The sequence below is a fragment of the Variovorax sp. YR752 genome, from assembly GCF_943372545.1.
Genome location: NZ_CALRZC010000152.1, coordinates 1 through 20,809, shown reverse-complemented (window position 1 = coordinate 20,809; position 20,809 = coordinate 1). Strand labels below are relative to the sequence as shown.

Genomic DNA, 20,809 nt, shown 5'->3' with positions numbered 1-20,809 from the left:
CCCGACGCCCCTGGCCGAGTCGGACCTGCATCGGGCCCAGATCGGCTTGCAGGCGAACTCCGCGACCGCCGGCGCCTTGTGGGTGGTCGCGACCTGGGGCGTCTACGTCCACCTGCAGGGCACCTTCGCCACCGCCTTCGTGATCATGGTCTGCGGCTCGGTTGCGGTCGCCGCGTACTTCATGCCGCTGGTGGGGCGCTCCTTTGCACTTCTCACCGTGCCGCAGCTCGGCTCGCTCGCCCTGGTCAACGCGCTCGGCGAGGGCGAACGCTCAGTGCCCATTGCGTTCATGGTGGTGATCTTCGGCGTGACGATGTTTCGCGCTGCGCACGAGTTCACCGCGATCACCACACGCGCCGTGCGCCACGGCATGGAGGCCGACGCCGCCAATGCCTCGCTGCAGCGCGCCAACGCCAAGGCCGAGGCGGCCAACGAATCGCTCAAGCGCGCCAAGGAGTCGGCCGACGCGGCCAACATGGCCAAGTCGCAGTTCCTCGCCACCATGAGCCACGAGATCCGCACGCCGATGAACGGCGTGCTCGGCGCGCTGGAACTGCTGCGCGGCTCCAAGCTCGATCCGCAGCAGCGCCGCCTGGTCAAGACGGCGGCGTCGTCGGGCGAATCGCTGATGAGCATCCTCAACGACGTGCTCGACCACTCCAAGATCGAGGCCGGCAAGCTCAGCCTGGCGCGCACGCCGCTGTCACTGCATGCCAGCGCGTCGTCGGTGGTCGCTCTGTTCCGCGCCAATGCCGAGGCCAAGGGACTGGCGCTGGTGCTGGAGATCGACCCGGACACGCCCAACCGCGTGCTCGGCGACGCGCAGCGGCTCAAGCAGGTGCTGCTGAACCTGGTGGGCAACGCGATCAAGTTCACCGAGCGCGGTGGTGTGGCACTGCGGCTGCAGCCGGGCCGCGGCGGCAACGCAGAGCGCGCGCGGGTGCGCTTCGAGGTGGTCGACTCCGGCATCGGCGTGCCGCTCGAAGCGCAGGACCAGCTCTTCCAGCCCTTCCACCAGGTCGACGGCTCGCGCAGCCGCCGCGCCGGCGGCACCGGCCTGGGCCTGGCGATCAGCCAGAAGATCGTCGAGGCAATGGGCGGGCGCATCGAGCTGGAGAGCCAGAGCGGCCGCGGCTCGCGCTTCCACTTCGAACTGTCGCTGGAGATCGACCCGGACCCGCCCGAGGTCGACGCCAACGACTCGGCGATGACGCCGCTGGATCCGCTGCCTTCGCGGCTGTCCGGCACCGTGCTGGTGGTCGAGGACAACCCGGTGAACCGCATCATCGCGGAGGAAATGCTCGAATCGCTGGGCCTGGACTGCATCGAGGCGCAGGACGGCGTGGAGGCGCTGGACGTGCTGTCGCGGCGCGCCGTCGACCTGGTTCTGATGGACTGCCAGATGCCGGTGATGGACGGCTACACCGCAACGCAGCACATCCGCGCCCGCGAGGTGAAACAGCGGCTGCCGCGCACGCCGATCGTCGCGCTGACCGCCAACGCCTACGACGAGGATGCAGCCCACGCCTTCGAGGTGGGCATGGACGCCCACCTCGCCAAGCCCTACACACGCGACCAGCTGCGCGACATCGTTTCGACCTGGTTGTGACCTGAGCCGCTCGTCCGGCGAGCACGCCGGACGCGCCCCGGAGTGCGAACAGGCCCTAGAGTGCGCCCCAGGCGGTCAGGCCGGTGCCGCGCTCGTGCTCCTCGCCGAAGCCGGTGTTGCCGCTGCGCAGCTCGCCCCACGCGGTGTCCAGCTCGATGCGCTTGATCTCCTCCACCGCGCCCTCCTCGGCGCCGCCGGCCTTGCGCACCTGGGCACGCGCCAGGCGCTCCATCAACCGCAGGTCGCGCGTGGTCAGTGTCAGCGCCGTCTCGGCCCACAGATCGACCGCCTCGAGCAGCGATTCGTAGGTGATCGGCGCGGCCATGCGCTGAGCCCGGAGCGCAGCCAGCGTGCCGCGCAGACGCGGGTCGACGGCGCGCACCACATCCAGGATGGCGGCCTCGCCCTCGCCGTCTTCGACCACCGCATCGACCAGGCTGCGCCGCAGCAACTGCTCGGCCGTGAACAGCCGGCCCGAGAGGATCATGTCGTTGGCGACGGCGAAGCCGGCCTTGCGGATGGTGAACTGCCAGGCACCCATGCCCGGAAACAGGTTGAACAGCACCTCGGGGAAGCCGGCCTGAGCGCTGCGCTCGAAGATCACCTTGTGGAACGGCAGCACGGACTCCAGCCCGCCTCCCAGGGTGTCGCCCTGGACCAGCACGGTGGTGTGCACGCCGCGAGCGGCCGCGGTCTCCATCCACCAGACCAGGTCGATGCAGCGCCGGCCGTACATCTTCAGCGAGTCGATGTCCTGCGCGCGCACCAGCAGCACGAACAGCGCGAGGTCACCGCCGAAGTTGAACACGCCGGTGACGTCGGAGCTGAGCACGAAGTGGCGCACCAGGCCGGGGTTCTGCACGATGTCGTCGAGCATGCGCTGCAACTCGGTCATGCCCGCCAGGCTGTAGCACTGGATCGGCTTGACGCAGGTGCGCACGCGCAGCATGCCGAGTTCGCCCGTCCACTCGAGGCGAAGGTACTTGTACGGCCGGGAGAGGAGTCGCGGCAGTCCGGCCGCGTCGAAAACCTGGGACGTCATACCTGTTCGATGATGCGCGTGAAGTGATGGAAGTTGACCAGCGTGGCATCGACGATCGCCTCGCAGGCGATCGGGTCGTCCAGGGTGTTGAGGATCTTGCGCAGGTCCGCCATGTGCTCGGCATCCATGGTGGCGTGCGAGTTGATGAAGGACACGCCACGCTCGCCCTCGAGCAGCAGCGCCTCCTTGATGGCGGAGGCGAAAGGCCCGCCGTAGACCGACGCGATCACCTCGAGCGTGTAGAGCATGCCCAGCACCGAGCAAGGATGGTGCCTGTCGGCCGCCCAGTAGTTGTAGCCGACCAGCGTGCGCGTGTAGGCCGAGGCCGCGTGCGCCTCGGTGGCCGCGCTCGACACGCCGACGGCCTCGAGGTCGTTGCGCACCCATTCCTCGTGCCCCGATTCCTCGTGCATGTGCTCGTACAGGAAGTAGCGCACCTGCTTGTGCGCGTCGCCGATGCGGCTGGCGGCGGCCGCGCTGATCGGGTTGAAGTGCCAGACCACGTGGTACAGCTCGAGCAGCAGCGTGCGGTAGCGCTCCAGCGAGAGGCCCTTGGCCACGGCATCCAGCACCACCGGGTGCGTCTCGAAGGCACGGCGTGCCTCATCGGTGCGGACCACGAGATCCGCAAAGAACATGCTCATTCAGTGCTCCAACGACGGTGTGTCGGGTTCGCCTTCGGCCCAATGCCTGACGACCCGCTTTCCTCGATTGTGTGCAAGGAAGGTCGTCGCACCAATAGTCAGGTCTGACAGGGTGCGCGGATCGCACCGGTGCAGGCGAAGCGCGCAGTGTGCAGCGCACTTGCCGGATCGCAAAGGCGCAATGCAGCGTTCGCGCGAGCATCTGCGCAGGGCTGAGCCCCTGGAGCCACAGCATGAGCGAGAACCGTCGAATCCTTGTCATCCAGGGCCATCCGGACGTGACCGAGAACCACCTTGGTCACGCGCTGGCGCATGCCTACGCGTCGGCGGCGACCGCGGCCGGGCACCAGGTGCGCACGGTCACGCCGGCACAGCTGGACTTCCCGCTGCTGCGCAGCCAGACGGAATGGGAGCACGGGCCACTTCCGTCGGCACTGCAGAAGGCACAGGACGACATCGCCTGGTCGCAGCACCTCGTGCTGTTCTTTCCGCTGTGGCTGGGCGACATGCCGGCGCTGCTCAAGGGTTTCCTCGAGCAGGTCGCGCGGCCCGGATTCGCGTTCCGCAAGGAAGGCGGCAACCCGTTCGGGCAGAAGGGCCTGTCCGGCCGCTCGGCGCGCGTGGTGGTGACCATGGGCCTGCCGGCGCTGGTGTACCGCTTCTACTTCCGCGCCCACAGCGTCAGGAGCCTGGAGCGCAACATCCTCGGCTTCGTCGGCATCGCGCCGGTGCACGAGACGCTGATCGGCATGGTCGACGGCCTCGACGAGGACGGCCGCGCCAGCTGGCTGGGCAAGATGTCGGCGCTCGGCCGGCGCGCCGCCTGACAGGAAGCCGCGTTCAAAGACCGCGCAACGGGCTTGTCCGCAGCAGGCGGCCCGGGCGTGCATGCTCCGGCCATGCCCGTCGCAGGCGGTGCAGACCAACGACGGGTGCATCGCGCCATGACCCCGCAGGTCATCGCGACGCTGCCGCGGCTGCGCTATCGTGCCCGCCATGTCCGCCACCCTGCCGCTGGGCGCGAGCGCTTCGTCGACCGTGGGTGAACTGCTGCGCGACTGGCGCCAGCGGCGCCGGCTCAGCCAGCTCGACCTGGCCGGCGATGCCAGCGTCTCGACGCGCCACCTGAGCTGCGTCGAGACCGGCCGTGCGCTGCCCAGCCGCGAGATGGTGCTGCGCCTGGCCGAGCGGCTGGACGTGCCGCTGCGCGAGCGCAACCGCCTGCTGACCGCAGCCGGCTACGCGCCGATGTTCTCCGAGCACCGCCTCGACGACCCGGCCCTGGCCGCCGCGCGGCAGGCCATCGAACTGGTGCTCAAGGGCCACGAACCCTTTCCCGCGCTGGTGGTCGACCGGCACTGGACGCTGGTTTCCGGCAACCGCATGATCCCCCTGCTGCTGGCCGGCGTGCCGCAGGAACTGCTGCAACCGCCACTGAACGTGCTGCGCCTGAGCCTGCACCCGCAGGGCCTGGCACCGCGCATCGTCAACCTCGCCCAATGGCGCCACCACCTGCTGTCGCGCCTGCGCCAGCAGGTCGACGCCAGCGGTGATGCCAGGCTGGCTGCGCTGGCGGAGGAACTCGCGGCCTATCCGCTGCCGCCGGATGCCGGCGGCGGCACCCTGCCCGCCGATGCGCCGGCGGTGGCGATGCCGCTGCAGTTCCGCAGCCCGCAAGGCGTGCTGACGCTGATCAGCACGATCACCGTGTTCGGCACGCCGGTGGACATCACGCTGGCCGAACTGGCGCTGGAGACCTTCTTCCCCGCCGACGAGGCCACGACCCAGGCGCTGCATCGCCTCGCCTCGAGCCTTCCGCCGGCCTGATCGACGTCAAGCCGGCGCCACGCGGGCCTGCCAGCATCGCGGCATGCCGCCTCCGCCCCTGAACATCGACCGCCGCCAGACCTGGAACGTCGGCTACTGGCTGCTGGCCCTGGGGCTGCTCCTGCTGGCGCAGAGCCTGTGGCAGGGCGCCTCGCGCATCGAGGCCGTGCCCTACAGCACCCTCGAGCAGGCGCTGGCCGAGGGCCGCATCGCCGAAGTCAGCGTCAGCGACCGCACGATCACCGGCCTGCTCAAGTCGCCCGAGAACGGCAAGACCGCGCTGGTGGCCACGCGGGTCGAGCCCGACCTGGCCGCGCGGCTGGAGAAGTACGGCGTGCCCTACACCCGCACGATCGACAGCCCGCTGCTGCGCGACCTGCTGTCGTGGATCGTGCCGGCGCTGGTGTTCTTCGGCCTGTGGTACTTCGTGATCCGCCGCATGGCCGAGCGCTCCGGCGGCGGGTTGGGCGGCTTCATGGCGATCGGCAAGAGCCGCGCCAAGGTCTACGTCGAAACCGACACCGGCGTGAGCTTTGCCGACGTCGCCGGTGTCGACGAGGCCAAGGAAGACCTCAGGGAAGTGGTCGACTTCCTCAAGCACCCGCAGGAGTACGGCCGGCTCGGCGCGCACATCCCGAAGGGCGTGCTGCTGGTCGGCCCGCCGGGCACCGGCAAGACACTGCTGGCCAAGGCGGTGGCCGGCGAGGCGGGCGTGCCCTTCTTCTCGATCTCGGGCAGCGAGTTCGTCGAGATGTTCGTCGGCGTCGGCGCGGCACGCGTGCGCGACCTGTTCGAGCAGGCGCGGCTGAAGGCGCCGGCGATCATCTTCATCGACGAGCTCGACGCGCTGGGCCGCGCGCGCGGCGCCTTTCCGGGCCTGGGCGGTCACGACGAGAAGGAGCAGACGCTCAACCAGCTGCTGGTCGAGATGGACGGCTTCGACACCTCCTCGGGCCTGATCATCCTGGCCGCCACCAACCGGCCGGAGATCCTCGACACCGCCTTGCTGCGCGCCGGGCGCTTCGACCGCCAGGTGCTGGTCGACCGCCCCGACCGCAAGGGGCGGCTGGACATCCTGAAGGTGCACGCGCGCAAGGTGAAGCTGGCCGCCGACGCGAAGCTCGACGAGGTGGCCGGCATCACCGCCGGCTTCAGCGGCGCCGACCTGGCCAACCTGGTCAACGAGGCGGCCATCGCCGCCACGCGCCGCCACGCCCAGGAGGTCACGCTGGCCGACTTCACCACCGCGGTGGAGCGCATCGTCGCCGGCCTGGAGCGGCGCAGCCGCGTGCTCAACCCGCAGGAGCGCCGCGCGGTGGCCTTCCACGAGATGGGGCATGCCCTGGTGGCGCTCGCCCAACCCGGCAGCGACCCGGTGCACAAGGTGTCGATCATCCCGCGCGGCATCGGCGCGCTCGGCTACACCATCCAGCGCCCCACCGAAGACCGCTACCTGATGACGCGCACCGAGCTGGAGCGCAAGGTCGCCGTGCTGCTCGGCGGCCGCGCTGCCGAGATGCTGGTGCTGGGCGAGCTCTCCACAGGCGCCGCCGACGACCTCGCCCGCGCCACCGACATCGCCCGCGAGATGGTCACGCGCTATGGCATGGACGAGGGCCTCGGCCACGTGGCCTACGAGCCGCCGCGCGCGGCCACGCCCGAGCTGGCACTGCTTGGCGGCGCCGCGCCGCGCACGCTGTCGGAAGAGACGATGCGGCGCATCGATGCCGCCGTGGCCGGCATCGTGGCCGCCGGCTTCGTGACCGCTACGGCCTTGCTCACGCGGCATCGCGCCGTGCTGGAGCGCGGTGCCGATCGGCTGCTCGAACGGGAAACGCTGGCCGAAGACGATCTGCGCGAACTCACCGCGCCGCTGCGCGGCCCTGACGTTCAGGCAGCCCCGCCGACCACGGTGTAGGCCTGCCCGTTCTCGCGCAGCCAGCGCTCGGCCCGCGATGCGTCCTGCTGGCTCGGGTGGAAGTCCGCAGCGAAGTAGCGCTTCCAGGGGCGGTAGATGCTGCGGATCAGGCCACCGCGCGCGAACAGCAGCCGCCATGCGCTGCGCCAGGTGCGCAGCCTGAACAGTTCGCCGTCGTGCCAGAGGTTGCGGATCGTCTGGCGGAACACATCGGCCAGGAAGTTGAACGTGACGATGCGCATGAAGCGCGCGCGCCAGACCTCGTTGCCGCCGAGCGCGCGGTAGAGGTCGAAAGCGATGCTGCGGTGTTCGGCTTCCTCGCAGGCGTGCCAGGTCCACAGCGTGGCCAGGCGCGGCTCGGCGCCGCGCAGGCAGTCGGGATGGTCGAGCATCCACTCGGCGAAGATCGCCGTGATGTGTTCGGTCGCCGCGGTGGCCGCCACCCAGTGGCGCGGGTCCAGCCCCTCGAGCCGCTTCAGGCGCCGCTCGGCACGCTCGGCCCAGGCGTTGACGTGCCCCTGCTGCGCCAGCTGGGCGTTGAACAGCGCGTGGATGCGCCGGTGCGTCGCTTCCTGGCCGATGAAGCCCTGCACCTGCGCGGCCATCGACTCGCGCTTGTGCTCCGGCAGGGCCTTGAGGCCGAGCTTCACCGAGTCGATGAAGAACTGCTCGCCAACCGGGAAGCTCATCGACAGCGCGTTGAACCACGCCGTGCGAAAGGCGTCGCCGCCATTCCACTGGCGTGCGAACGGCGCCTCCAGGTCGATCAGCAGGCGGCGGACGACCAGTCCGGTCACTTCGGCATCCTCTTCTTCAACTCGTCCTTCAAGCGGGCATGGGCAGCCGAATCGAGCACCTTGAGCAGGTCCAGGTCAGCCAGCAACCGCTCGACACGCGCCTGCGCATTGCCTGCCTTGATCTCGTCGATCTCGGCCTTCATCGTGCGGAAGTCGGCGAAACGTTCGTCGGCGGCCTTCGGGTCGCGCACCTCGACGAGCACGGCCAGCGCCTCGCTGATGCGGCCGAGCTGGCGGCCGTAGCTGTGCTTGCTCAGCACCTCGGCCTCGGTCTGCGGCGAACTGCTGTTGAAGGCGTTCACGTTCAGCGTCCAGCCCGGCAGGATCGGCTGCACCAGCGTGTTCGGCGCCAGCTGCATGGCCGAGGTCCATTGCTTCAGCCAGCTCGCCGGGTCCCAGGTGGGCGTGTCGGTACCTGCCATGGTGATGCCTCCGCGATCAGAGCCTTCAGTGTGACAGCCTTCAGCCCACCCAGCGACGCGCGTTGCGGAACATGCGCATCCACGGGCTGAGCTGGCTCAAGTCGCCGCTCGTCCAGCTCATCTGCACATTACGGAACACCCGCTCCGGGTGCGGCATCAGCACGGTGAAGCGGCCGTCGGCGGTGGTCACCGCGGTCAGGCCGTCCGGGCTGCCGTTCGGGTTGGCCGGGTAGGCCTCGGTCGGCTTGCCGTGGTGGTCGACGAAGCGCATCGCACGCGGCACTGCCTTCGGATCGCCGCGCTGCGAGAAGTCGGCGAAGCCTTCCCCGTGCGCCACCGCGATCGGCAGCCGGCTGCCCGCCATGCCGGTGAAGAAGATCGACGGGCTGTCCAGCACCTCGACCAGCGACAGCCGCGCCTCGAACTGCTCGCTGCGGTTGCGCGTGAACTTCGGCCAGGCCTGTGCGCCGGGGATGATGGGCGCCAGCGCGGCCATCATCTGGCAGCCGTTGCAGACGCCCAGCGCGAAGGTGGAGGGGCGGCCGAAGAAGGCGGCGAACTGGTCGGCCAGCACCGGGTTGAACATCACCGAACGCGCCCAGCCCTCGCCCGCGCCCAGCGTGTCGCCGTAGCTGAAGCCGCCACAGGCGACGAAACCCTGGAACATGTCCAGCCGTGCGCGGCCGGACTGCAGGTCGCTCATGTGCACGTCGAAGGTCTCGAAGCCGGCCTTGGCCATCGCGTAGCTCATCTCGACGTGCGAGTTGACGCCCTGCTCGCGCAGGATGGCGACCTTCGGCCTGGCCTTGGCGATGAAGGGCGCAGCGACGTCGTCGGCCGGGTCGAACGTCAGGTGCAGGTGCAGGCCGGGGTCGCCGGCGCGGCCGGCCTCGGCGTGCTCCGCCTCGGCACAGGCCGGGTTGTCGCGCAGGGCGGCGATACGACCGCTGACTTCGTCCCAGGCCTGGTGGAGATCGCGCAGCGAGGCGCTGAACACGACCTTGGTGTCCCGCCAGACCTCGACCACACCGCGTGGGTTGGTCTTGCCGATGAAGTGGCTGTGCTTCGACAGACCATGCGCGCGCAGCGTCTGCATGACCTCGTTGCGCACCGCGGTGGGCACCTGCAGCACGACGCCGAGTTCTTCGTTGAACAGCGCGCGCAGCGTCAGCTCGTGGCGGCGTGCGCTCACCTGCGCGGCCCAGTTCTTCGAGTCGCCGTACTCGGCGCGGCTGTCGGCGATGCCGTCGCCCTCGGTGACCAGCAGATCGACGTTGAGGTCCACACCGAGATGGCCGGCGAAGGCCATCTCGCAGACCGTGGCCCACAGGCCGCCGTCGCTGCGGTCGTGGTAGGAGAGCAGCCGGCCTTCGCTGCGCAGCTGGTTGACCGCGGCGACCAGCGCCTTGAGTTGCGCCGGATCGTCGACATCGGGAACCTCGTTGCCGAACTGGTTCAGCACCTGGGCCAGCATCGAGCCGCCCATGCGCTTCCTGCCCTGGCCGAGGTCGACCAGCACCAGCGTCGTATCGCCCGGCTGCAGTTGCGGCGTCAGCGTCGGGCGCACGTCGGCGATCGATGCGAAAGCCGAGACGATCAGGCTGACCGGCGCGGTGACCTGCTTCGCCGCCCCGCCCTCGCTCCAGCGCGTGCGCATCGACAGGGAGTCCTTGCCGACCGGCACGCTGATGCCCAGCGCCGGGCACAGTTCCATGCCAACGGCCTTGACGGTGTCGTACAGCGCCGCGTCCTCGCCCGCCTCGCCGCAGGCCGCCATCCAGTTGCAGGAGAGCTTCACGCGCGGCAGTTCGATCGTCGCGGCCAGCAGGTTGGTGATCGCCTCGCCCACCGCCATGCGGCCGGCGGCCGGTGCGTCGATGGAGGCGATCGGCGTGCGCTCGCCCATGCTCATCGCCTCGCCGGCAAAGCCAGCGTAGTCGGCCAGCGTCACCGCGCAGTCGGCCACCGGCACCTGCCAGGGGCCGACCATCTGGTCGCGGTGGTTCAGGCCGCCGACCGTGCGGTCGCCGATGGTGACCAGGAAGCGCTTGCTGGCCACGGTCGGGTGACGCAGCACGTCGAAGGCGACCGTCTCGAGTGCCACGCCGTCGAGCTTCAGCGGCTCGGCAGTGCGCGCCACGCGCTCGACGTCGCGGTGCATGCGCGGCGGCTTGCCGAGCAGCACCTCCATCGGCATGTCGATGGGCTTGTCGTCGGTGCCGGGCTCTTCGAGGATCAGTTGCTTCGCATCGGTGGCCACGCCGACGATTCCGAACGGGCAGCGCTCACGCTCGCACATCGCCTGGAACAAGGGCAGCGCGTCGGCGCGCACCGCCATCACGTAGCGCTCCTGGCTCTCGTTGCACCAGATCTCCTTGGGCGCCAGGCCGGACTCCTCCAGCGGCACCTTGGAGAGATCGAAGCGAGCGCCCTTGCCCGCGCCGTCGACCAGTTCCGGGAAGGCATTGCTGATGCCACCCGCGCCGACGTCGTGAATGGCGAGGATCGGATTGGCCTCGCCGAGCGCCCAGCAGTGGTTGATGACCTCCTGCGCGCGGCGCTGGATCTCCGGGTTGCCGCGCTGCACCGAGTCGAAGTCGAGTTCGGCGGCGTTGGCGCCGGCGGCCATCGAACTCGCCGCACCGCCGCCCATGCCGATGCGCATGCCCGGCCCGCCGAGCTGGACCAGCAGCGTGCCGGCCGGAAACTCGATCTTGCTCGTCTGCGTGGACGAGATCGTGCCCAGGCCGCCGGCGATCATGATCGGCTTGTGGTAGCCGCGGCGCACGCCGTCGACCGTCTGTTCGTAGACGCGGAAGTAGCCCAGCAGGTTGGGCCGGCCGAACTCGTTGTTGAACGCGGCGCCGCCGATGGGGCCGTCGATCATGATCTGCAAGGGGCTGGCGATGTGCTCGGGCTTGCCGTAGGGCTGCTGCTCCCAGGGCTCGCTGGTGCCGGGCAGGTGCAGGTTCGACACCGAGAAGCCGGTCAGCCCCGCCTTGGGCTTGGAGCCGCGGCCGGTGGCCCCTTCGTCGCGGATCTCGCCGCCGGCACCGGTGGCCGCCCCCGGGAAGGGCGAGATCGCCGTCGGGTGGTTGTGCGTCTCCACCTTCATCAGCACATGGGCGGTGTCGCGGCGCGCTCCGTAGACCGGCGCGTTGGTGTAGCCCTGCGGCAGCCAGCGCTCGACCTCGTGGCCCTCCATCACGCTGGCGTTGTCGCTGTAGGCGATCACGGTGTGCTGCGGCGCCAGCTGGTGGGTGTGGCGGATCATGCCGAACATCGACTTCTCCTGCGCCACGCCGTCGATGGTGAACTGGGCGTTGAAGATCTTGTGGCGGCAGTGCTCGGAGTTCGCCTGCGCGAACATCATCAGTTCGACGTCGGTCGGGTTGCGCGCGAGGCCGGTGAAGGCGGCGACCAGGTAGTCGATCTCGTCGTCACTGAGCGCCAGGCCGAAGTCGGTGTTGGCGGCCTCCAGCGCGGCCTTGCCGCGGCCGAGCACGTCGACATGTTCCATCGGCTTGCCGGGCTGCTCGTCGAACAGGTGGCGCGCCTCGTCGCGCGCGACCAGCACGCTCTCGGTCATGCGGTCGTGCAGCAGCGCGGCACATTGCTGCAGTTCGTGGTCCGTCAGCGCCTTGGCGCCGCCGAGCAGGCCGCTCCTGAGCGTCAGGCGAAACTCGCTGACACGCTCGACGCGGCGGATGGCCAGGCCGCAGTTGTGCGCGATGTCGGTGGCCTTGGAGGCCCAGGGCGACACGGTGCCCAGCCGCGGCGCCACCACAAGCAGCGCGCCCTCGCCCGGCCCGGCCGGGCCGGCGTACGGATCGCCGTAGCGCAACAGCGCCTCGAGCTTGTCGTGCTCGGCAGCGGCCAGCGGGTGGTCGCTCCACACCCAGTGGACATGGCGCGCATGCACGGCAGTGATGCGCGATTGCACGGCCTGCAGGCGGGGCAGCAGCGCTTGTGCGCGGAAGGCGGACAGCGCGTTGCCGCCCTCGAAGTGGAACAGGTGCTGGGGGCTGGAGCTCACGCGTCGCTGTCCGGATGGAAGGGTGGGGAAGGCCGGCCTCGGGGCAAGGGCGCCCCGGTGGAGACCCGGGATTTTACGTGGCCGATGAGATAATCCCGCCCCATGACGATCACGATCAAGACCGCAGCCGACATCGAGGGCATGCGGATCGCCGGGCGCCTCGCCTCCGAGGTGCTGGACATGCTGACCCCGCACGTGAAGCCCGGCGCCTCCACCGAGGCGCTGGACAAGCTCGCCCACGACCACATCGTCGAGGTGCAAGGCGGCGTGCCCGCGCCGCTGAACTACGCGCCGCCCGGCTACACGCCCTACCCGAAGTCGATCTGCACCTCGATCAACCATCAGGTCTGCCACGGCATCCCGAACGACCGGCCGCTGAAGAACGGCGACATCGTCAACATCGACGTCACCGTCATCAAGGACGGCTGGCACGGCGACACCAGCCGCATGTTCGTGGTCGGCGAAGGCTCGATCGCCGCGAAGCGGCTGTGCCAGATGACCTACGAGGCGATGTGGAAGGGCATCGCCAAGGTGAAGCCGGGTGCTCGCCTGGGCGACATCGGCCACACCATCCAGACCTTCGCCGAGAGCAACGGCTTCTCGGTGGTGCGGGAGTTCTGCGGCCATGGCATCGGTCGCAAGTTCCACGAAGAGCCGCAGGTGCTGCACTACGGCCGCCCGGGCACGCTGGAAGAGCTGGTGCCGGGCATGATCTTCACCATCGAGCCGATGATCAACGCCGGCAAGCGCGACATCCGCGAGATGGGCGACGGCTGGACCATCGTCACCAAGGACCGTTCGCTGTCTGCCCAGTGGGAGCACACCGTGCTGGTGACCGACGCCGGCTACGAGGTGCTGACGCTGTCAGCCGGCAGTCCGCCGCCGCCGGCCTTTGTCGCGGGCTGACGCGGCCTCTCGGGGCACGACCGTGGCGGCCGCCATTTCCGAACCCGTGCAGGCCACTGCCGCGCCGGCGAGCATCGCCGAGCTGCGCACGCACTTCCGCCAGGGCAAGGCCGAGCTGCTCGACCACTTCAAGGCCTCGCGCGCCAGCGCGCCCGCGGCCACGCGGCTGCTCAAGGCGCTGGCCCGGCATGTCGACGGCACGCTGGTGTCGCTGTGGGAGCGTTGCGGCATGCCGGCTGGCGCCGCGCTGCTGGCGGTGGGCGGCTACGGTCGCGGCGAGCTGTTCCCGCATTCCGACGTCGACGTGCTGGTGCTGCTGCCGCCGGCCTCGGTGCGGCAGCCCGACGGTGACGCTGCCGCCACGCAGGCGGCGATCGAAGGCTTCATCACCGCCTGCTGGGACATCGGCCTGGAGATCGGCTCCAGCGTGCGCACCGTCGACGAATGCATCGCCGAGGCGGAGCGCGATGTGACGGTGCAGACGGCGCTGCTCGAATCGCGCTACCTGTGCGGCTCGCGGCGCGTGTTCACCACCTTCCGCCACGCCAACACGCGGGCGATGGACGCCAAGGCCTTCCTGCGCGCCAAGACGCTGGAGATGATCCAGCGCCACCAGAAGTACGAGGACACGCCCTACGCGCTCGAGCCCAACTGCAAGGAAAGCCCCGGCGGCCTGCGCGACCTGCAGGTGGTGATCTGGGTGGCGCGCGCCGCGGGCCTGGGCAAGAACTGGAGCGAGCTGGCCGGCAAGGGGCTGATCACGCCCTTCGAGGTCAAGCAGCTGCAGCGCAACGAAGGGCTGCTCAAGCTGATCCGCGCGCGGCTGCACATGATCGCCGGGCGCCGCGAGGACCGGCTGGTGTTCGACCTGCAGACGGCGGTGGCCGAGAGCTTCGGCTACCAGTCGACGCCGGGACAGCGTGCCTCGGAGGTGCTGATGCGCCGCTACTACTGGGCGGCCAAGGCGGTGGCGCAGCTCAACCAGATCCTGATGCTCAACATCCAGGAGCGCGTCGACGACTCGCAGGACCAGCCGATGCGGCCGATCGACGAGCACTTCCTCGAGCGTGGCGGCATGCTGGAAGTGGCCAGCGACGACCTCTACCAGCGCCACCCGCACGCGATCCTCAGGACCTTCCTCGCCTACCAGCAGACGGTGGGCGTCAAGGGCCTGTCGGCGCGAACGCTGCGCGCGCTGTACAACTCGCGCGACCAGATGGGTGCCGAGTTCCGCAACGACCCGGTGAACCGCGCCACCTTCATGCAGATCCTGCAGGAGAAGGAAGGCCAGACGCACGCCTTCCGGCTGATGAACCAGACCTCGGTGCTGGGCCGCTACCTGTGGGTGTTCCGCCGCATCGTCGGGCAGATGCAGCACGACCTGTTCCACGTCTACACCGTGGACCAGCACATCCTGATGGTGCTGCGCAACGTGCGCCGCTTCTTCATCCCCGAGCACGCCCACGAGTACCCGTTCTGCACCCAGCTCGCGCTGACCTGGGACAAGCCCTGGGTGCTGTACGTCGCCGCGCTCTTCCACGACGTCGCCAAGGGCCGCGGCGGCGACCACTCCGAGCTCGGCGCGCGCGAAGTGCGCCGCTTCTGCCGCGACCACGACATAGCCCGCGACGACGCGGCGCTGATCGAGTTCCTCGTCCACGAGCACCTGCGCATGTCGCGCATCGCGCAGAAGGAGGACCTCTCCGACCCGGAGGTGATCCAGGACTTCGCGAAGCGCGTCGGCACGCCGCGCTACCTGACCGGCCTGTACCTGCTGACGGTGGCCGACATCCGCGGCACCAGCCCGAAGGTGTGGAACGCCTGGAAGGGCAAGCTGCTGGAAGACCTGTACCGCTGGACGCTGCGCGCGCTGGGCGGCGCCAAGCCCAACCTCGACGCCGAGATCGAGGCGCGCAAGGAAGAGGCGCGCCACCTGCTCAACCTGCATTCCATGCTGCCCGACACCGAGGGGCCGCTGTGGAAGACGCTGGAGGTCAGCTACTTCGCGCGCCACGACGCCGGCGACATCGCCTGGCATGCGCGCTCGCTGTTCCGCCATGTCGCGGCCACCGAGCCGGTGGTCAAGGCACGGCCCTCCTCGCTCGGCGAAGGCCTGCAGGTGCTGGTCTACGCGCCCGACCGGCCCGACCTGTTCGCCCGCATCTGCGGCTACTTCGACGGCGCCAGCTTCAACATCCTCGACGCCAAGGTGCACACCACGCGCAGCGGCTACGCGCTCGACACCTTCCAGGTCACCAGCCCGCAGCTCGAAGGCCACGACGCCGCGCACTACCGCGACCTGATCTCGCTGGTCGAGACGCAGCTCGTGCTGGCACTGGCCGGCACCGGGCCGCTGCCGGAGCCGAGCCGCGGGCGCCTGTCGCGCCGCGTCAAGTCTTTCCCGATCACGCCACGCATCACATTGCGGCCAGACGAAAAGGCGCAGCGCTGGCTGCTCGGCGTGTCGACCAGCGACCGCTCGGGCCTGCTCTACGCCATCGCCCGCGTGCTGGCGCGCCATCACGTCAACCTGCAGCTGGCCAAGATCACCACGCTGGGCGAGCGGGTGGAAGACACCTTCCTGATCGACGGCTCGGCGCTGCAGCAGAACAAGAAGCAGATTGCGATCGAGAGCGAACTGCTCGACGCGATCAGCCCCTGAGGCGGCCCGCATGCCGCTGGTCACCATTCCCGCCGATCAGGCCATTGCCAGGCTCGCCGAATTCGACGCGGTGATCGACGCGCGCTCGGAGAGCGAATACGCCGAGGACCGCCTGCCCGGCGCGATCAACTGGCCGACGCTGAACGACGCCGAGCGTGCGCTGGTGGGCACCGAGTACAAGCAGGTGTCGCCCTTCACGGCGCGCAAGCGCGGCGCGGTGCTGGCGGCGCGCAACGTCGCCGCGCACATCGAGCGCGAGGCGATCGACAAGCCCAAGGACTGGGCGCCGCTGCTCTACTGCTGGCGCGGCGGCCAGCGCAGCGGCTCGCTGGCCACCGTGTTGTCGGCCATCGGCTTTCGTGTGCACCTGCTCGAGGGCGGCTACCGCGAGTACCGGCGCGCGGTGATCTCCGCGCTGGAGCAACTGCCGCAGCGCTTCGACTTCCGGATCGTGTGCGGTGTCACCGGCTCGGGCAAGAGCCGGCTGCTGCAGCGCCTGGCCGAACTCGGCGTGCAGGTGCTCGACCTGGAACTGCTGGCGAACCATCGCGGCTCGGTGCTCGGCCTGGTGCCCGGCAGCCCGCAGCCCGGGCAGAAGCAGTTCGAGTCGAGGGTCTGGGATGCGCTGCGCCGCTTCGACCCGGCCAGGCCGGTGATCGTCGAGAGCGAGAGCAAGAAGGTCGGCGACCTGCGCGTGCCCGAGAAGCTCATCGAGCGCATGCGTGCATCGCCTTGCATCCGCCTCGAGCTGTCGCTCGAAGGCCGCGTGCAGTTGCTGATCGAGGACTACGACTTCTTCGTGCGCGACACCGAGACCTTCTGCCAGCGCCTGGACGCGCTGCGCGTGCTGCGCGGCCACGAGGTGGTCAACGGCTGGCAGGAGGCGGCGCGTGCCGGCCGCACCCGCGAGGTGGTGCGCGACCTGCTCGTCAGCCACTACGACCCGGTCTACCTGCAGTCGATGAAGCGCAACTTCGCCGGCTTCGGGCAGCCGCTGGCGGCGATCGAGTGGGACGGCAGCGCGGCCAGCCTGGATGCCGCGGCGCAGCGCATCGCAACGCTCTAGAATCACCGCTCCGGTCGGCAGTTCACCCAGGCGTTGCCGCGCTGTCCTCAGCGAGCTAAACCTGCCATTGAATCAAGTGCTTGGTCACGTCCTCACGTGCGCCGGGCCGGAAGTCGGCAACCCCCGGCGGCTCGGCAACGAGCTTGGCGCATGGATGACGAAAGACCCTCATGCCCCGCACCGACACGCCGCTGCACGCGGCCGACATCTCCAGCTTCGCGAAGTCGCTCGCCCGCGACCTGAAGCAGACCCACGAGCAACTGCACCGCCTGCCCGGCCACGTCGAGCTGCTCAACATGCTGGCGCGCGCCGCCGGCCACCGCAACTTCCAGAGCCTGAAGGCGCGTCCACCGGTGGTTGCCCCCGCGACCGAGGTGCCGCCGGCAGCGCCCGCGCTCAGCGACACCGCCGCCAAGGCGCTGCGCCAGTTCGACGCCCAGGGCCGGCTGACCCGCTGGCCGATCAAGTTCAGCGTGCAGCGGCTGATGCTGTGGGGCCTGTGGATGCGCTTCGATGCGAAGCGCCGCTACAGCGAGCGTGAGGTCAACGAGGTGCTCAAGGCCTGGCACCTCTTCGGCGACCACTGCACGCTGCGCCGCGAGCTGGTCGAGATGAAGATGCTGGCCCGCACCGACGGCGGCGCCGAGTACCGCAAGCTGCCGCGCCGCCCCGACGCCGAGGCGATGGCGCTGATGCGCGCGCTGCGCGAGCGCCGCTGACGCCCGGCCCTTTGCCGACTATTTCGCGAGCAAGTGCTCGCGGTAGTAGGCCAGCTCCTCGATCGACTCGTGGATGTCGGCCAGCGCGGTGTGCGCCTGCGCCTTCTTGAAGCCGCCGAGGATCTCGGGCTTCCAGCGCCGCGCCAGTTCCTTGAGCGTGCTGACGTCGAGGTTGCGATAGTGGAAGAAGGCCTCCAGCGCCGGCATGTGGATGGCCAGGAAGCGGCGGTCCTGGCAGATGCTGTTGCCGCACATCGGCGACTTGCCCGCCGGCACGTAGCGCTTGAGGAACTCGATCACCTTCGCCGAGGCCTCGGCCTCGTCGATGGTCGAGGCCCTGACACGCTCGGTCAGCCCGCTGCGGCCGTGCGTGCCCTTGTTCCAGGCGTCCATCGCGTCGAGCGTGGCGTCGCTCTGGTGGATGGCGAACACCGGGCCTTCGGTGCGGTGGTTGAGTTGCGCGTCGGTGACGACCACCGCCACCTCGATGACCCGGTCACGCTCCGGCACCAGGCCGGTCATCTCGAGGTCGATCCAGACCAGGTTCTGGTCGCTGATGGCGAGGGTCGTGGTCGGGGTGTCGTCGCTCATGAATATCTGCAATGGAGAGTGGGGGCCTTGGCCAGGGGGCATTCTCGCAGTTCTACACTTGCGGCCATGCAAGCCCTGCTCCTGACTTCGCTGTTCGTCGCCGCGCTGCTCGTCTCGCTGGCGATCAAGTACTGGCTGGCCACGCGCCAGATGCGCCACGTCGCCACGCACCGCGATGCCGTGCCGGCGGCGTTCGCCGCGACCATCCCGCTGGCCGCCCACCAGAAGGCCGCCGACTACACGCTCGCCAAGGGCCGCTTCGGGCTGCTGTCCACCGCCTTCGGCGCCGCGGTGCTGCTCGGCTGGACGCTGCTGGGAGGGCTGGACGCGCTCAACGGCGCCGTGCTGGAGGCGATCCAGCCGCGCTGGGGCGACATGGGCTACCAGCTGGCGCTGCTGGCCGCCTTCGCGCTGGTCGGCGGCCTGCTCGACGCGCCCTTCGAGGTCTACAGCACCTTCCGCATCGAGCAGCGCTTCGGCTTCAACCGCATGACCTGGAAGCTCTACCTGGTCGACGCGCTCAAGGGCCTGCTGGTCGGCGTGCTGATCGGGCTGCCGATCGCCGCACTGATCCTGTGGATCATGGGCGCCACCGGATCGCTGTGGTGGCTGTGGGCCTGGGCCGCGTGGATGGGCTTCAACCTGCTGATCCTGGTGCTGTACCCGACCGTCATCGCGCCCTTGTTCAACAAGTTCGAGCCGCTCGCCGACGAGTCGCTGAAAGCCCGCGTGCAGGCGCTGATGGCACGCTGCGGTTTCACCGCCAAGGGTCTGTTCGTGATGGACGGCAGCCGCCGCTCGGCCCACGCCAACGCCTACTTCACCGGCTTCGGCGCCGCCAAGCGGGTGGTCTTCTTCGACACGCTGCTGAGCAAGCTGACGCCCAGCGAGGTGGAGGCCGTGCTGGCGCACGAACTCGGCCACTTCAAGCACAAGCATGTGCTCAAGCGCATCGTCGCGATGTTCGGCATCAGCCTGGCCGGCTTCGCGCTGCTCGGCTGGTTGGCGAGCCAGGCCTGGTTCTACCAGGGGCTGGGCGTGCAGCCGAATATCGGCGCACCGAACGATGCGCTGGCGCTGCTGCTGTTCCTGCTCGTCGCGCCGGTGTTCGGCTTCTTCGTCTCGCCGCTGCTGGCCAACCTGTCGCGCAAGCACGAGTTCCAGGCCGACGCCTATGCCTGCCAGCAGGCCAGCGGCGCCGACCTCTCCACCGCGCTGCTCAAGCTGCACGAGGACAATGCCGCCACGCTGACGCCCGACCCGGTCTACGTGAAGTTCTACTACTCGCACCCGCCGGCGTCGGAACGACTGGCGGCGATGAAGTTTCAGACGGCCTGATCCATGACCAATCTCCTCCACCAGCGCTGCCAGGCCCTCGAGGGCCACGCCCCGATGAGCCCGGAGGCAATCCACGACCATCTCGCGCAGCTCAGCGGCTGGCAGCTCGCCAACGGTGCGATCGAGAAGACCTTCTCGTTCCGCAACTACCACGAGACCATGGGCTTCGTGAACGCGCTGGCCTGGATCGCCAACACCGAAGACCACCACCCCGAGTTGCGGGTCTTCTACGACCGCTGCGTGGTGCGCTTCGACACCCACTCGGTCGGCGGCATCTCGATCAACGACTTCATCTGCGCGGCCAAGGCCGACGCGCTGGTGGCCTTCGTCGCTTGACGCAGCACGCCGAACTCGACCTCGGGCTGGTGGTGGCCGGCCACGGCCGCCACTACATCGTCGAGACGCCGGAGGGCCGTCGGCTGCAATGCAGCTCGCGCGGCAAGAAGAGCGAGGCGGTGGTCGGCGACCGGGTTCGCTGGATGCCCACCTCCGAAGGCGAAGGCGTGATCGAGGCACTCGAGCCACGGCGCAACCTGATGCACCGGCAGGACGACTGGAAGACCAAGTCCTTCGCCGCCAACCTCGACCAGTTGCTGGTGCTGGTGGCGGCAGCGCCGGTGTTCAGCGAATCGCAGCTGGCGCGCGCGCTGATCGCGGCCGAGGCCGCCGGCATTCCCGCGGCGATCGTTCTGAACAAGGCCGACCTGCCGGCGATCGGCACGGCGCGCGAGCGCCTGGCGCCCTACGCCGCGATGGGCATCACGGTGCACGAGATGGCGCTGAAGGCCCGTCCGGAGGCAAGCCGCACGCTGCTGGCACCGTTGCTGGCGGGCCGGGCCACGTTGGTGCTCGGCCCCAGCGGCACCGGCAAGAGCACGCTGATCAACCTGCTGGTGCCCGACGCGGGCGCGCAGGTCGGCGACATCTCGCACGCCCTCAACTCGGGCCGTCACACGACGACCACCACGCAGTGGTACTGGCTGGACGACGCGCGCACGACGGCGCTGATCGACTCGCCGGGTTTCCAGGAGTTCGGCCTGCGCCAGGTGGATGTGCAGCAACTCGCCGCCTTGATGCCCGACCTGCGCGAGCCGTCGACCCACTGCCGCTTCTACAACTGCACCCACGTGCAGGAGCCGGGTTGCGGCGTGCTGGCCGCGGTGGAACGCGGCGCGATCACCGCCTCGCGGCATCGCATCTACTGCGAGATCCGCGACGAGCTGTCGCGCAGC

Annotated in this window: 17 protein-coding genes; 11 read left to right on the top strand and 6 right to left on the bottom strand. The window is 69.5% G+C overall.

Translation table 11 applies throughout. From position 1 onward, the window contains the following. Nucleotides 1-1,609 (top strand): ATP-binding protein (locus AAG801_RS27950; protein ID WP_341891310.1); only part of this gene is annotated, 1,609 nt, incomplete at its 5' end. A gap of 55 nt (nt 1,610-1,664) precedes the next feature. Here AAG801_RS27950 and AAG801_RS27945 read toward each other — a convergent pair. After that, entirely contained in the window at nt 1,665-2,651 is a 987-nt protein-coding gene (locus AAG801_RS27945) for a crotonase/enoyl-CoA hydratase family protein (protein ID WP_341891309.1), read from the bottom strand. Then, nucleotides 2,648-3,295, bottom strand: a complete 648-nt coding sequence (locus AAG801_RS27940) for an iron-containing redox enzyme family protein (protein WP_341891308.1) — start codon at nt 3,293-3,295, stop codon at nt 2,648-2,650. The genes AAG801_RS27945 and AAG801_RS27940 overlap by 4 nt, the downstream gene beginning before the upstream one ends. Nucleotides 3,296-3,528: 233 nt before the next feature. Here AAG801_RS27940 and AAG801_RS27935 point away from each other — a divergent pair, with 233 nt between their 5' ends. The 3 genes from AAG801_RS27935 to ftsH all read left to right on the top strand — a co-directional run bounded on the left by AAG801_RS27935 (nt 3,529) and on the right by ftsH (nt 7,040). Next, nucleotides 3,529-4,122 (top strand): NAD(P)H-dependent oxidoreductase, encoded by a 594-nt coding sequence (locus tag AAG801_RS27935; protein WP_341891307.1) that lies wholly within the window; start codon nt 3,529-3,531, stop codon nt 4,120-4,122. A 169-nt stretch (nt 4,123-4,291) separates the two neighbouring features. Next, the gene (locus AAG801_RS27930; protein WP_341891306.1) at nt 4,292-5,122 is read left to right on the top strand and encodes a helix-turn-helix transcriptional regulator; all 831 of its coding nucleotides are present in this window, start codon (nt 4,292-4,294) and stop codon (nt 5,120-5,122) included. A 64-nt stretch (nt 5,123-5,186) separates the two neighbouring features. Beyond that, entirely contained in the window at nt 5,187-7,040 is a 1,854-nt protein-coding gene (gene ftsH / locus AAG801_RS27925) for an ATP-dependent zinc metalloprotease FtsH (RefSeq protein ID WP_341891311.1), read from the top strand. On the opposite strand, the gene AAG801_RS27920 is transcribed toward ftsH, so the two are convergent. The 3 genes from AAG801_RS27920 to purL are packed head-to-tail and all read right to left on the bottom strand — an operon-like array spanning nt 7,013 to nt 12,295. After that, nucleotides 7,013-7,837, bottom strand: coding sequence for a metal-dependent hydrolase (locus tag AAG801_RS27920; RefSeq protein ID WP_341891305.1), 825 nt, complete (start codon nt 7,835-7,837; stop codon nt 7,013-7,015). The genes ftsH and AAG801_RS27920 overlap by 28 nt on opposite strands. Next, the gene (locus tag AAG801_RS27915) at nt 7,834-8,259 is read right to left on the bottom strand and encodes a hypothetical protein (protein ID WP_341891304.1); all 426 of its coding nucleotides are present in this window, start codon (nt 8,257-8,259) and stop codon (nt 7,834-7,836) included. Before AAG801_RS27915 ends, AAG801_RS27920 begins: the two co-directional genes overlap by 4 nt. A gap of 40 nt (nt 8,260-8,299) precedes the next feature. Next, nucleotides 8,300-12,295: a phosphoribosylformylglycinamidine synthase gene (gene purL / locus AAG801_RS27910; protein ID WP_341891303.1), complete on the bottom strand. Its 3,996-nt coding sequence runs from the start codon at nt 12,293-12,295 to the stop codon at nt 8,300-8,302. A 102-nt stretch (nt 12,296-12,397) separates the two neighbouring features. Between purL and map the strand changes: the two genes are divergently transcribed. The 4 genes from map to AAG801_RS27890 all read left to right on the top strand — a co-directional run bounded on the left by map (nt 12,398) and on the right by AAG801_RS27890 (nt 17,648). After that, a complete protein-coding gene (gene map, locus AAG801_RS27905) occupies nt 12,398-13,201 on the top strand; it encodes a type I methionyl aminopeptidase (RefSeq protein ID WP_341891302.1) in 804 nt (267 codons plus the stop codon). Between the two features lie 46 nt (nt 13,202-13,247). Next, nucleotides 13,248-15,863, top strand: coding sequence for a [protein-PII] uridylyltransferase (locus AAG801_RS27900; protein ID WP_341891301.1), 2,616 nt, complete (start codon nt 13,248-13,250; stop codon nt 15,861-15,863). 10 nt (nt 15,864-15,873) lie between these two features. Then, nucleotides 15,874-16,929, top strand: a complete 1,056-nt coding sequence (gene mnmH, locus AAG801_RS27895; RefSeq protein ID WP_341891300.1) for a tRNA 2-selenouridine(34) synthase MnmH — start codon at nt 15,874-15,876, stop codon at nt 16,927-16,929. A 170-nt stretch (nt 16,930-17,099) separates the two neighbouring features. Further along, complete coding sequence (locus AAG801_RS27890) at nt 17,100-17,648, top strand: DUF2087 domain-containing protein (protein ID WP_341891299.1); 549 nt, start codon at nt 17,100-17,102, stop codon at nt 17,646-17,648. 18 nt (nt 17,649-17,666) lie between these two features. On the opposite strand, the gene orn is transcribed toward AAG801_RS27890, so the two are convergent. Next, on the bottom strand, nt 17,667-18,239 hold the full coding sequence (gene orn, locus AAG801_RS27885) for an oligoribonuclease (protein WP_341891298.1): 573 nt from the start codon (nt 18,237-18,239) through the stop codon (nt 17,667-17,669). A 66-nt stretch (nt 18,240-18,305) separates the two neighbouring features. Between orn and AAG801_RS27880 the strand changes: the two genes are divergently transcribed. From AAG801_RS27880 to rsgA, 3 genes are all read left to right on the top strand, one after another. After that, a complete protein-coding gene (locus AAG801_RS27880; RefSeq protein WP_341891297.1) occupies nt 18,306-19,577 on the top strand; it encodes a M48 family metallopeptidase in 1,272 nt (423 codons plus the stop codon). A 3-nt stretch (nt 19,578-19,580) separates the two neighbouring features. Beyond that, nucleotides 19,581-19,913 carry a 4a-hydroxytetrahydrobiopterin dehydratase gene (locus AAG801_RS27875; protein WP_341891296.1) on the top strand — a complete coding sequence of 111 codons (333 nt, stop codon included), beginning with the start codon at nt 19,581-19,583 and terminating at the stop codon, nt 19,911-19,913. Continuing rightward, nucleotides 19,910-20,809 (top strand): ribosome small subunit-dependent GTPase A (gene rsgA, locus AAG801_RS27870; protein WP_341891295.1); only part of this gene is annotated, 900 nt, incomplete at its 3' end. The genes AAG801_RS27875 and rsgA, both read left to right, overlap by 4 nt.

Excerpts from the sequence above, each read along its gene's own strand:
- AAG801_RS27915 (WP_341891304.1), bottom strand. The coding sequence starts at position 8,259 with ATGGCAGGTACCGACACGCCCACCTGGGACCCGGCGAGCTGGCTGAAG.
- mnmH (WP_341891300.1), top strand. The coding sequence starts at position 15,874 with ATGCCGCTGGTCACCATTCCCGCCGATCAGGCCATTGCCAGGCTCGCC.
- map (WP_341891302.1), top strand. The coding sequence starts at position 12,398 with ATGACGATCACGATCAAGACCGCAGCCGACATCGAGGGCATGCGGATC.
- AAG801_RS27935 (WP_341891307.1), top strand. The coding sequence starts at position 3,529 with ATGAGCGAGAACCGTCGAATCCTTGTCATCCAGGGCCATCCGGACGTG.
- AAG801_RS27940 (WP_341891308.1), bottom strand. The coding sequence starts at position 3,295 with ATGAGCATGTTCTTTGCGGATCTCGTGGTCCGCACCGATGAGGCACGC.
- AAG801_RS27880 (WP_341891297.1), top strand. The coding sequence starts at position 18,306 with ATGCAAGCCCTGCTCCTGACTTCGCTGTTCGTCGCCGCGCTGCTCGTC.
- AAG801_RS27945 (WP_341891309.1), bottom strand. The coding sequence starts at position 2,651 with ATGACGTCCCAGGTTTTCGACGCGGCCGGACTGCCGCGACTCCTCTCC.
- orn (WP_341891298.1), bottom strand. The coding sequence starts at position 18,239 with ATGAGCGACGACACCCCGACCACGACCCTCGCCATCAGCGACCAGAAC.
- AAG801_RS27930 (WP_341891306.1), top strand. The coding sequence starts at position 4,292 with ATGTCCGCCACCCTGCCGCTGGGCGCGAGCGCTTCGTCGACCGTGGGT.
- AAG801_RS27875 (WP_341891296.1), top strand. The coding sequence starts at position 19,581 with ATGACCAATCTCCTCCACCAGCGCTGCCAGGCCCTCGAGGGCCACGCC.
- AAG801_RS27890 (WP_341891299.1), top strand. The coding sequence starts at position 17,100 with ATGCCCCGCACCGACACGCCGCTGCACGCGGCCGACATCTCCAGCTTC.